The sequence below is a fragment of the Pseudomonas sp. WC1 genome, from assembly GCF_050586565.1.
In the GTDB taxonomy this organism is placed as follows: Bacteria; Pseudomonadota; Gammaproteobacteria; order Pseudomonadales; family Pseudomonadaceae; genus Aquipseudomonas.
The window spans coordinates 127,812-139,182 of sequence record NZ_JBOBDQ010000008.1; the positions used below are offsets into that span (position 1 = coordinate 127,812).

The 11,371-nt window shown below is 65.1% G+C and carries 9 protein-coding genes; 5 read left to right on the top strand and 4 right to left on the bottom strand.

Translation table 11 applies throughout. From position 1 onward, the window contains the following. The first annotated feature begins 3 nt into the window (after positions 1-3). The 4 genes from ACQ4OD_RS05920 (at position 4) to ACQ4OD_RS05935 (ending at position 4,773) form a co-directional block, all read left to right on the top strand. Entirely contained in the window at positions 4-1,017 is a 1,014-nt protein-coding gene (locus ACQ4OD_RS05920) for an alpha/beta hydrolase (protein WP_139674538.1), read from the top strand. 246 nt (positions 1,018-1,263) lie between these two features. Continuing rightward, positions 1,264-3,051 (top strand): monovalent cation:proton antiporter-2 (CPA2) family protein, encoded by a 1,788-nt coding sequence (locus tag ACQ4OD_RS05925; RefSeq protein ID WP_430944012.1) that lies wholly within the window; start codon positions 1,264-1,266, stop codon positions 3,049-3,051. A gap of 436 nt (positions 3,052-3,487) precedes the next feature. After that, a complete protein-coding gene (locus tag ACQ4OD_RS05930; protein WP_430944013.1) occupies positions 3,488-3,772 on the top strand; it encodes a DUF6124 family protein in 285 nt (94 codons plus the stop codon). Between the two features lie 89 nt (positions 3,773-3,861). Then, entirely contained in the window at positions 3,862-4,773 is a 912-nt protein-coding gene (locus ACQ4OD_RS05935) for a LysR substrate-binding domain-containing protein (RefSeq protein WP_430944014.1), read from the top strand. Between the two features lie 69 nt (positions 4,774-4,842). Here the strand turns inward: ACQ4OD_RS05935 and ACQ4OD_RS05940 are convergent, their stop codons facing one another. The 3 genes from ACQ4OD_RS05940 to ycaC all read right to left on the bottom strand — a co-directional run bounded on the left by ACQ4OD_RS05940 (position 4,843) and on the right by ycaC (position 8,194). Beyond that, positions 4,843-6,813, bottom strand: a complete 1,971-nt coding sequence (locus ACQ4OD_RS05940; RefSeq protein WP_139674551.1) for an amidohydrolase — start codon at positions 6,811-6,813, stop codon at positions 4,843-4,845. Positions 6,814-6,879: 66 nt separating this feature from the next. Next, positions 6,880-7,446, bottom strand: a complete 567-nt coding sequence (locus ACQ4OD_RS05945; RefSeq protein ID WP_102683046.1) for an antibiotic biosynthesis monooxygenase — start codon at positions 7,444-7,446, stop codon at positions 6,880-6,882. 118 nt (positions 7,447-7,564) lie between these two features. After that, positions 7,565-8,194 (bottom strand): isochorismate family cysteine hydrolase YcaC, encoded by a 630-nt coding sequence (ycaC, locus tag ACQ4OD_RS05950; protein WP_046853656.1) that lies wholly within the window; start codon positions 8,192-8,194, stop codon positions 7,565-7,567. Between the two features lie 273 nt (positions 8,195-8,467). On the opposite strand from ycaC, the gene ACQ4OD_RS05955 reads away from it, so the two are divergent. Beyond that, positions 8,468-9,895, top strand: coding sequence for a mechanosensitive ion channel domain-containing protein (locus ACQ4OD_RS05955; RefSeq protein WP_139674557.1), 1,428 nt, complete (start codon positions 8,468-8,470; stop codon positions 9,893-9,895). Between the two features lie 123 nt (positions 9,896-10,018). Here the strand turns inward: ACQ4OD_RS05955 and amaA are convergent, their stop codons facing one another. Then, positions 10,019-11,305: an L-pipecolate oxidase gene (gene amaA, locus ACQ4OD_RS05960; protein WP_430944015.1), complete on the bottom strand. Its 1,287-nt coding sequence runs from the start codon at positions 11,303-11,305 to the stop codon at positions 10,019-10,021. Positions 11,306-11,371: the final 66 nt, after the last annotated feature.

The following is an 11,371-nucleotide window of genomic DNA, read 5'->3' on the forward strand; positions in this document are numbered from 1 at the left end:
AACATGAAACTGTCCCACACCCTGACCGCCGGCCTGCTGGCCCTTGCCGTGAACAACGCCTTCGCCGGCAGCCCTGGCGTCGAGCACACCACCCAGGGCTTCCTCGACGCCCTGGCCGCCGGTGGCGGCAAGCCGCTGGAGACGCTCGCGCCCAAGGATGCCCGTGCGGTGCTGAGCGGTGCCCAGGCCGGGGTGAAGGTCGATGTGTCGGGGATCCGCGTCGAACGCCGGACCATCCAGGCCGACGGCCAGCCGCTGGAAATCCGCGTGGTGCGGCCCGAAGGGTCCAAGGGCGAACTGCCAGTGTTCATGTTCTTCCACGGCGGCGGCTGGGTGCTGGGCGACTACCCCACCCACGAACGCCTGATCCGTGACCTGGTGGTGGGATCCGGTGCTGCGGCGGTCTACGTCGACTACACGCCGTCACCGGAAGCGAAGTACCCCACCGCGATCAACCAGGCCTACGCCGCCACCCGCTGGGTCGCCGAGCACGGCAAGGAGATCGGTGTTGACGGTAGCCGCCTGGCGGTAGCCGGCAACAGCGTCGGCGGCAACATGGCTGCGGTGGTGGCACTCAAGGCCAAGGAGGCCGGCACACCGAAGCTGCGTTTCCAGGCCCTGCTGTGGCCGGTGACCGACGCCAACTTCAACAATGCGTCCTACAACCAGTTCGCCGAAGGCCACTTCCTGACCCGAAACATGATGCAGTGGTTCTGGAACAGCTACACCACCGACCCGCGCCAACGCGACGACATCCACGCCTCGCCACTGCGCGCCAGCCTGGAGCAGTTGAAAGGCCTGCCGCCAGCGCTGGTGCAGACCGCCGAAATGGACGTGCTGCGTGACGAAGGCGAGGCTTACGCCCGCAAGCTGGACGCTGCCGGGGTACCGGTGACCGCCGTGCGCTATAACGGCATGATCCATGACTATGGCCTGCTCAACGTGCTGAGCACCGTGCCCAGTGTGCGCAGTGCCATGGACCAGGCGGCACAGGCCTTGAAAAACCATCTGCAATAAGTGGCCGATCACCATCGCGGGGCAAGCCCGCTCCCACGCAAGGTATAAGACCTTCGTGGGAGCGGCGATGCGGCGGCCCGACTTGCCCCGCGATGGATTCAGCAAAGGTCCTACTTTCAGAACGCTGCTTCCTGTAACCCAAGGATTGTCCTATTTCCCTCCCCGCCCGAAAATGCCCGCCTCTTTCATTGATGGCATAAGCTGTTGCATCAAGCGCTGCCGCACGCAGTTCAAGGAGTCCGAGCAATGCCACACGAAGGCAGCCTTTTACAAACCGCCGTCATCTTCCTCCTCGCCGCCGTGGTCGCCGTGCCGCTGGCCAAGCGCCTGCAACTGGGCGCCGTGCTCGGCTACCTGCTGGCTGGCGTGGCCATCGGTCCGCAGGCCCTGGGGCTGATCCGCGATACCGAGAGCGTTGCGCACATCTCCGAGCTGGGCGTGGTTTTGCTGCTGTTCATCATCGGCCTGGAGCTTTCACCACGACGCTTGTGGCTGATGCGCAAATCGGTGTTCGGCGTCGGCACCGCGCAAGTGTTCCTGACCGGCGCGGTACTCGGCGCAATCGCCCTGTTCGGCTTCAGCCAGACGCTCCCCGCAGCCATCGTGCTCGGCCTTGGTTTGGCCCTGTCATCCACCGCTCTGGGCCTTCAGAGCCTGGCCGAAAGCAAGCAGCTCAATGCACCCCACGGTCGGCTGGCCTTCGCCATCCTGCTGTTCCAGGACATCGCCGCCATCCCGTTGATCGCCCTGGTGCCGCTGCTGGCCGCCAGTGGCCCCGACACCAGCCACGGCGACAGCCTCGAACATGGCCTGAAGGTGTTCGCCAGCATCGCCATCGTCATCGTCGGCGGCCGCTACCTGCTGCGCCCGTTGTTCCGTATCGTCGCCCGCACTGGTTTGCCGGAAGTGTCCACCGCCACCGCGCTGCTGGTGGTGATCGGCACCGCCTGGTTGATGGAAGAGGCCGGCGTGTCCATGGCCCTGGGCGCCTTCCTCGCCGGCCTGCTGCTGGCTGACTCCGAATACCGCCATGAGCTGGAATCGCAGATCGAACCGTTCAAAGGCCTGCTGCTGGGCCTGTTCTTCATCAGCGTCGGCATGGGCGCCAACCTGCGCCTGCTGCTGGAAATACCGCTGTTGCTGCTGGGCCTGACCCTGTTGTTGATCGGCGTGAAGCTTGCGTTGCTGATCGGCGTCGGCCGCCTGGCCGGTGGCCTGAACAGCGCCAGCGCCCTGCGCCTGGGAATGGTGCTGGCTGCCGGCGGCGAGTTCGCCTTCGTGGTGTTCAAGCTGGGCAAGGACCAGGGCCTGTTCGACACTCAGACCTACGACCTGCTGCTGATGACCATCACCCTGTCGATGGCCCTAACGCCGCTGCTGATGCTCGGCTGCGCCCGCGCCCTCAAGCGCCCGCAGCCTGCCCGCGAGGTGCCCGAGCAGTACAAGGCCATCGACGCTGGCACCCCGCGCGTGGTGATCGCCGGCATGGGCCGCATGGGCCAGATCGTCGCGCGCATCTTGCGGGCGCAGAAGATCCCGTTCATAGCCCTGGAGACCTCGGTGGACGCCATCGAGATGACCCGCATGTTCGAACAGGTGCCGGTGTTCTATGGCGACCCACTGCGCCCCGAAGTGCTGCACGCGGCCAAGGTTGGCGAGGCCGAGTACTTCATCATCACCATCGACGACCCCGAGGTGGCCATTCACACCGCGGAGCGGGCCAAGCGCCTGTACCCGCACCTGAAGGTGATCGCCCGGGCACGTAACCGTCAGCATGTGCACAAGCTGATGGACGTGGGCGCCGACCCGATCCGCGAGACGTTCTATTCCAGCCTGGAGATGAGCCGCCGCGCGCTGGTCGGGCTGGGGCTCACCGAAGCGCAGGCGACAGACCGCATCGCCCGCTTCACCGAGCATGACGAACAGGTGCTGGAGGCCCAGGGGCAGGTCCGCGACGACCGGGCCAAAGTGATGCAGACGGCCAAGGAAGCGCGGGTGGAGCTGGAGCGGTTGTTTGCGTCGGATGAGGATTGAGGGCCTCATGTGCATGTCTCGAGGGTTGTTTCGCCCATGAGATCGAGCGCCATAGACCTACAGGCTTACACCTGGTGGCCATTACTCAAGATCACCGGTGAAAACCGCGCGCACTCAATATCACCAGATAACTCCCACAGCTCCTGAAGAATTTTCTCGCTGGGCAACCTACGCCTAAGGAAATACCCTACAAAGTCTGTCGATCCCCTTCTGATTGTCCGGGGAAATCATGCCCTCTAGGCTGACTGGGTCGCTGTCGGTTCAGCGATCGGGCGTGGAAACCCGGTAGTCCTGAGAAGGTGCCGTAATGGCAGTTGTATGCGGGAGGCCTCTGGCCTACCGGGTGACCTTCTTTCCGGATTTCCACCCCGTGTACAACTGCCGCCCTCTGCGTGGAAACGGACGGTTGCAGTCAAACCTGAAGAAGGAATCTGCAATGAAAAAGATCATCCCCGACCCACCCCTTCCCGACACCCGTCACCACGCCTTCGGCAAATGCGACGCCGGCCACCCACCGCTGTTTGCGGTCAACCCCAATATCAACGCCCACGACGCCTTGGTGCATGTCGCCGAGTACCTGCGCAGCGCCTACAACGTTGGCTACAAGGCGCTGGACCATATGGATGAAACCGGCAGGAGCCTGCTGTGGGCCAGCCTGCATGGGATCGAGATGGCCGAGGGCCTGACCGAGGCGATGCTGGAGGGTATCGAGTCGCCCTGAGCGACATTGCCTTCAAGGGAGTTGGATGAAGGCCATCACCGCCCGGTAGACTGCGCCCCACTACCCCGGCGCGCTGCGGAGATCGCCCCTTGGAAGACCTCAACTCCCTCTACTACTTCACCCAGGTGGTCGAGCACGGTGGCTTTGCCCCGGCCGGGCGGGCGCTGGACATGCCCAAGTCCAAGCTCAGCCGGCGCATCGCCGACCTCGAGGAGCGCCTCGGCGTGCGCCTGCTGCACCGTACCAGCCGACATTGCTCGCTGACCGAGATCGGCCAGGCCTACTACAACCGTTGCCTGGCCATGCGCGTCGAGGCCGAGGGCGCCGCCGAGATCATCGAGCGCAACCGCAGCGAGCCGCGTGGGCTGGTGCGCATCAGCTGTCCGACCACCCTGCTCAACTCCTGGGTCGGTCCGATGCTCACCCGCTACATGCTCAAGTACCCGCAGGTGGAGCTGTTCATCGAGAGCACCAACCGCCGCGTCGACCTGCTGCACGAGGGCTTCGACTTGGCGCTGCGGGTGCGCTTCCCGCCGCTGGAGAACACCGACATGGTGATGAAGGTGCTGAGCAACAGCACCCAGTGCCTGGTCGGGCATCCGTCGTTTCTCGAACAGCTTGCCGAAGGCTTCGACCCGCAGCAGCTCAGTGAGCTGCCCAGCGTCCATTGGGGCAGCGCCCAGCGTGAGTACCAGTGGGAGCTGTTCCAGGGCGAGGACATGAGCCGCAGCCTGGTGATCCCGCACACGCCGCGGATGGTCACCGATGATCTGTTTGCCTTGCGACACTTCGTGGTGGCGGGCGTGGGGATCGCGCACCTGCCCAGGGTGGCGGTGCGCGAGGACCTGGCGGCGGGACGCCTGGTTGAGATGCTGCCGGACTGGCATCCGCGATGCGGCATCGTACATGCGATCTTCCCGTCGCGGCGCGGACTGCTGCCGTCGGTGCGGTCGTTGATCGATCATCTGGCGGAGGAATTCGCCTTCAGCGACATGGCGTAGCGTCCCATCGCGTGGCACATCGGGACGCCACACCGCCGCTCCCACGTCCTGCGCAGGAGCGGGCCACCCTCAGAACGCGAAGCAGGAACAGCCCAGCGCCCCCCAGAAGCCCTGGTAATCACTTACCGGCACACTGGAATGCCGCGCCTTCTCATGGCTGTGGGCATGCACCCCGCACGGCCCGACGCACTGGTGCAGCGCCGCCGCCATCGGCGCACCGGCGCGCCAGTGCCCCGGCACCTTGGCCACCGGCGACCACTCGGGCAACACCGGCACCTGCGCCGGGCCCAGCTTGTCGAACTCGGCGGCGCCGTACACCACCTTGCCGTCGACAACGGTCAGCACCGACTCGATGCCCTTGATCGCCTCTTCATCGACGCTGAAGAAGTCCAGCGACAGCGCCGCCAGGTCCGCCAGCTGACCGACCTTGATCTGCCCCTTCTTGCCCTGCTCGCTGGAGAACCAGGCGCTGCCGTGAGTGAACAGCTGCAGCGCGGTCTCGCGGCTCAAGCCCTCCGGGTACAGCTCCAAGCCACCAACGGTCTTGCCGCTGACCATCCAGTACAGCGACGTCCACGGGTTGTAGCTGGACACCCGTGTCGCGTCGGTACCGGCCCCCACCGGCACGCCCATGTCGAGCATGCGCTTGATCGGCGGGGTGTGCTCGGCGGCCTTGGCGCCGTAGCGGTCGACGAAGTATTCACCCTGGAAGGCCATGCGGTCCTGGATCGCAATGCCCCCGCCCAGTGCCCGCACCCGCTCGATATTCTGCGGGGTGATGGTCTCGGCATGGTCGAAAAACCATGGCAGGCCGTTGAACGGAATGTCGCGGTTGACCTTCTCGAACACGTCGAGCATGCGCGAGATCGACTCGTCGTAGGTGGCGTGCAGGCGGAACGGCCAGCGCTGCTCGACCAGATGGCGCACCACCGGTTCCAGCTCCTGCTCCATGGTTTGCGGCAGGTCCGGGCGCGGTTCGAGGAAGTCCTCGAAGTCGGCGGCGGAGAACACCAGCATCTCGCCGGCACCGTTGTGGCGGAAGAAGTCGCTGCCGTCGCCCGGCTTGACCTTCTGCGTCCAGTTCTTGAAGTCGGTGAGCTCTTCCTTGGGTTTCTGGGTGAACAGGTTGTAGGCAATGCGCACGGTCAGCTGGTCGTTGTCGGCCAGCTCCTGGATCACCTGGTAGTCGTCCGGGTAGTTCTGGTAGCCGCCGCCGGCATCGATGGCGCTGGTCAGGCCCAGGCGGTTGAGCTCGCGCATGAACTGACGTGTGGAGTTGACCTGGTACTCCAATGGCAGCTTCGGCCCCTTGGCCAGGGTGGCGTAGAGGATCGTGGCATTGGGCCGGGCGATGAGCATGCCGGTGGGGTTGCCGAACTTGTCACGCTGGATCTCGCCACCCGGCGGATTCGGCGTGTCCTTGGTGTAGCCCACGGCCTTGAGCGCGGCGCGGTTGAGCAAGGCGCGATCGTACAGGTGCAGCAGGAACACCGGGGTGTCCGGCGCGGCCTGGTTGATCTCTTGCAAGGTGGGCATGCGCTTTTCGGCGAACTGGAATTCGTTCCAGCCGCCGACCACGCGCACCCACTGCGGGCTCGGCGTGCGTTCGGCCTGGTCCTTGAGCATGCGCAGGGCGTCGGCCAGCGATGGCACACCTTCCCAGCGCAGTTCGAGGTTGTAGTTCAGGCCGCCGCGGATCAGGTGCAGGTGCGAGTCGTTCAGGCCCGGAATCACCGTGCGCTGCTTGAGATCGATGATCTGCGTGGCGGTGCCCTTGTGGGCCATGGCTTCGGCGTCGCTGCCCACGGCGAGGAACTTGCCGTCCTTGATGGCAACGGCACTGGCGGTGGGCTTCTCGCGGTCAACGGTGTGCAGCTTGCCATTGAACAAGATGAGGTCGGCGGACATGGGATCTCCTGAAAGGGCGGCATGGGCGGAATCGGTGAACGGCAATGCGCTCCACAGCGCACCGGCGGCACCGAGTACAGTGCTGGTGGCGAGGAACTTGCGGCGACTCTGGTCGGTAGGGTCCTGGCTCATGGTGCTTTCCGTCCGGATGGGTGATCGGCAGGCGGTTGAAGGCTAGCAATGGATCACGGCTGGCGCTCAGCGGCGCAGCCAGCCGGCACAGCGGCGCGTCACCCAGGGCATGATGTAGAACACCACGGGCAGGATGACGAACAGGTTGGTGATCAAGTTGCCGGTGATCTGGCCACCCAACAGCGGATAGCGGGCAAACAGCGGCGCCAGTAATTGCGGAATGACCAGGGTCATCGGGCAGATCACCAGGTAGGTCAGCAAAGCCTGCTTCCAGCGCGGCGGTTGCGCGGCGCCGACGCTGGGCGGGGTGAACCAGAACTCCGGGTCATCGTGCACCTGGGTCTGATCGCCGTCTTCCAACAATGGCAGCACTTCACTGATCAACGCCTGGCGCTCGGCAGAGTTGACCCAGGCCTGCAGCAGGCCGGCGTCGGCGAAGCGCACCACGGTGGTGAAGTGGCGGCCGCCGTCGTCCGGGCGGATGACATTGACGTCCAGATGACCGGGCTGTTGGCGAGCGGTGGTCACGGCACGCTTGAGCCAGGTTTCGTAGTGCGCCAGCGCCTGGGCACGGACCTTGTGCTGGATCACAAGCGTGACGACGCTGCGGTTGCCTTCGGCTGCGGTGTTCATCGCTGACATTCCCTGGAGGTGAGCTGGCCTGTAACCACTGTGCAACGGCAGACGAGCGCTGGATTGGATGAGTGTGCTGCCTTGCCTGGCACCTCGAGGGTGCCAGGCTGTCGGCAACTTACTTGCCGGCGGTCAGGGCGTTGTAGCTGGTGATCAGGTTGCGGTAATCAGGGATGTGGTTGGAGAACAGCGCCGCCAGCCCTTCGACGTCGTTGCGCCAGTCGCGGTGCAGCTCACAGGCCACGCCGAACCAGGTCATCAGCTGGGCACCGGCCTGGCTCATGCGGTCGTGGGCGGCGTCGCGGGTCATTTCGTTGAAGGTGCCGGAGGCGTCGGTGACCACGAACACATCGAACTCTTCTTCAAGGGCCGCCAGGGCCGGGAAGGCCACGCACACTTCGGTCACCACGCCAGCAATGATCAGCTGCTTCTTGCCAGTGGCCTTCACTGCCTTGACGAAATCTTCGTTGTCCCAGGCGTTGATCTGGCCGGGGCGGGCAATGTACGGGGCATCCGGGAACAGCTCTTTGAGCTCCGGCACCAGCGGGCCGTTGGGGCCTTGCTCGAAGCTGGTGGTGAGGATGGTCGGCAGGTTGAAGTACTTGGCCAGGTCGGCCAGGGCCAGCACGTTGTTCTTGAAGCGGTCCGGCTCGATGTCGCGGACCAGGGACAGCAGGCCGGCCTGGTGGTCGACCAGCAGTACGGCGGCGTCGTCTTTGTTCAGGCGGTTGTATTTGAAGTTGTTCATTGCCGGTGCTCCTTGGGTTTCGATCTTCAGTGGGTTGGGTGTTTCGCGTTGATGGGAGAAGATTAAAACCGGGACCTTTGTGGCGGTAGATAGCGAAATTTGGCTTTAGCGTTCTGTTTTATGAACGATGAAGCGGCATTGGCTGCACCGGCCTCATCGCCGGCAAGTCGCAGCGGCGAACCGCGGCTCCCACAGGGACGGCGTTGCCCCAATTGCCTGGCACCTCAAGCTGCTCTATTACTACGTACAGCCCTCCCCCGCACCGAGACCACCATGCTGGCGTTCATCCAGTCGTACCCGCTGTTGCTCGGCACCTTGCTGATCTTCCTCGACGTGTTGCTCTGGCAGTTGATCCCGCTGCAGCACAGGGTCTGGCGCATCGCCACACGGCTGGTGATCTTCCTGTTGTTCAGCGCGGTGTTGCTGACGGCCGGCATGAGCCCGCTGCAACCGCCACCCTGGGCCGACGACGTGTCACGCAACCTGATGGCCACGGTGCTGGCGATCGGCTGGTGGCTGTTCGGCGCGCGCACGGTGACCGTGGTGTTCGGCCAGTTGCTGGTGGCCCGCGGCAGCCACGGCGGGCGCCTGCTGCAGGATGTGCTCGGGGCGTTGATCTTCCTCGCCGCGGTGGTGGCTGCGGCGGCCTATGTGATGCAACTGCCGGTCAAGGGGCTGCTGGCCACCTCAGGGGTCATGGCCATCGTCATCGGCCTTGCGTTGCAGAGCACGCTGGCCGACGTGTTCTCGGGCATCGTGCTGAACACCACGCGGCCCTACCAGATCGGCGACTCGATCTCGATCGACGGTACCGAGGGCAAGGTGGTTGATATCGACTGGCGGGCCACCCGCCTGATCACTGGCAACAGCAGCCTGGCCGTGATCCCCAACTCGGTGGCGGCCAAGGCCAAGATCCTCAACTTCAGCCGCCCGGCCGAAGTGCACGGGGTGTCGATCAGCGTCGTGGTGCCGGCCAAGGTGCGCCCGCAACGGGTGTTCGATGCACTGGAGAAGAGCCTGCAAGGCACCAGCATCCTGCTGGACAAGCCGGCGCCCAAGGTCACGGTGAAGGCTTCGACACTTGAGTCAGTGGAGTACGAAGCCAGCGGTTTCATCGCCGAGATGTCGCGCAAGACCGAAGTGCGCAACCAGTTGTTCGACCTGGCCCACCGCCACCTTGAAGCCAGCGGCGTGACCTGGAACTCCGAGCAGGGCGCCCCGGTGCGCAGCCGCCAGCGCGAGCTGCTGGACGAGGTGCGGGTGTTCCGCTCGCTGAGCAACGAAGAGCGCGACGCCCTGAGCCAGCGCATGACCACGGTGGAATACCTCGCTGACCAGGTGATCCTCGACATCGGCGAGCGCTCGGAACATGTGCTGCTGATCAGCCGCGGCGTGGTGCTGGCGTCGGTGCGCGACGGCGAGCAGCTTATCGAAGGTGGCCGCATGGGGCCTGGCGAGGTGCTGGGGCTCGAGGGCCTGGTGGATGACGAGGCCTCGCCTGTCGAGTTTCGCGCCCTCAGTGGCTGCATGCTGTATCGCATCGACAAGGAACAGGTGCGCGGTTGCCTGGCCGAGAGCGGCGATGTGAAGTCGGCACTGACCAAACTGCAGCGGTTCCGGCGGCAGAAGCGCGAGTCACTGTTGTTGCAGAAGCCGGCGGTGGTGAAGAAGGGTGGCTTCCTCAGCTGGTTGCACAAATGACCGAGCTTCGTCGCTCGCACGGGCCCTATCGCCGGCAAGCCGGCTCCCACAGGGTACGCGCAAAAGCCTGTGGGAGCTGCGGTTCGCCGCCGCGACTTGCCAGCGATGAGGCCGGCACAGGAACTACAGCACCACCCGCAGGCACTGCCCGGCGTGATACAGCGAGAACCCCGACTCGTAGAACGCCGTGCGCAACGATGGCGCGCTCACCGGCTTCATCGGCGAGAAGGGAATCGGCAGGCTGTCCGGGTCGTCCTTGAGCAAGAACTCGGCGAATGCCCGGCCGATCACCGTGCCGGTGGTGTTGCCGCGACCGTTGTAGCCGGTCACCGCCACCAGCCCCGGCGCGGGTTCGAACAGGCGCATGAGGTGGTCCGGGGTGAAATCGATGCAGCCAGTCCAGTGCATCTCCCATTCGACCTTGCCCAACGCCGGGTAGTAGTGGCTCTGGATGCGGTCGGCCCAGCTGCGCACGAACCAGTCTGGCTTGTTGTCGACTCGGCCAAGGCTGCCGAGCAGCAACCGGCCCTGGTCGTCGCGGCGGATGCTGCTGAGCACGGTGCGGGTGTCCCACGAACCCTGCCCATGGGCCAGGACCTGGTCGGCGGCGGCGCCGTGCAACGGCTTGGAAGCGACCTGGTAGTAGTAGCCGCGGAAAAAGTGCTTCTGCAAATTGCTCCAGTCGCCTTCGGTGTAGGCACCGGTAGAGATCACCACCTTGTCGGCGCGCACCGCGCCGCGCGCCGTTTTCACCCGCCAGGCATCGCCGTCGCGCTCCAGGCCTTCAACCGCGGACTGCTGGAACAGCTTGCCGCCCAGCCGGCTCACGGCAGCGGCGAGGCCCTGGGTATATCCCATGGGGTTGATGGTACCCGCGCGGCGGTCGAGCAGCGCGGCGGAAATCTTGTCGGTACCGCAGTACTCCTGGCATTGCGCGCCGGTCAGTAGCTCGACGTCGGCGCCGCGCCGGGCCCATTGCTGGTGGCGGGCCTCAAGGTCGGCGATGCCGGTGGCATTGTGTGCCATGTGCAGGGTGCCCTGATGGCGGGCCTGGCAGTCGATACCTAATCGTTCGATCATGCCGAACACTTCGCCCGGCGCCTCGCCGAGCACCTTGTTCAGGCGTCCGCCCTGCTTGTGCCCGAGGGTGGCCTCGACATCGTCGGGGCGGATCCAGGTGCCGGCGTTGACCAAACCGACGTTGCGCCCGGAGCCGCCATGGCCGATCTTCCAGGCCTCCAGCAGGATCACCGTCTTGCCCTGCTCTAGCAGGTGAATCGCCGCAGACAGGCCGGTGATGCCGCCACCGATCACGCAGACATCGGCCTTGTGCTCGCCGGCCAGGGCCTGGGCGGCAACGGTCGGCTGGGTGATGTGTTCCCACAAGCATTCTTGACGCAGTTCGGACATGACCGGCTCCAGCAGATTTTATTCTTGTTGCGGCCCATCGCCGGCAAGCCAGCTCCCACAGACTGC

Coding starts and splice junctions, on each gene's coding strand:
- ACQ4OD_RS05920 (WP_139674538.1), top strand. CDS start 4: ATGAAACTGTCCCACACCCTGACCGCCGGCCTGCTGGCCCTTGCCGTG.
- ACQ4OD_RS05925 (WP_430944012.1), top strand. CDS start 1,264: ATGCCACACGAAGGCAGCCTTTTACAAACCGCCGTCATCTTCCTCCTC.
- ACQ4OD_RS05930 (WP_430944013.1), top strand. CDS start 3,488: ATGAAAAAGATCATCCCCGACCCACCCCTTCCCGACACCCGTCACCAC.
- ACQ4OD_RS05940 (WP_139674551.1), bottom strand. CDS start 6,813: ATGAGCCAGGACCCTACCGACCAGAGTCGCCGCAAGTTCCTCGCCACC.
- ACQ4OD_RS05945 (WP_102683046.1), bottom strand. CDS start 7,446: ATGAACACCGCAGCCGAAGGCAACCGCAGCGTCGTCACGCTTGTGATC.
- ycaC (WP_046853656.1), bottom strand. CDS start 8,194: ATGAACAACTTCAAATACAACCGCCTGAACAAAGACGACGCCGCCGTA.
- ACQ4OD_RS05955 (WP_139674557.1), top strand. CDS start 8,468: ATGCTGGCGTTCATCCAGTCGTACCCGCTGTTGCTCGGCACCTTGCTG.
- amaA (WP_430944015.1), bottom strand. CDS start 11,305: ATGTCCGAACTGCGTCAAGAATGCTTGTGGGAACACATCACCCAGCCG.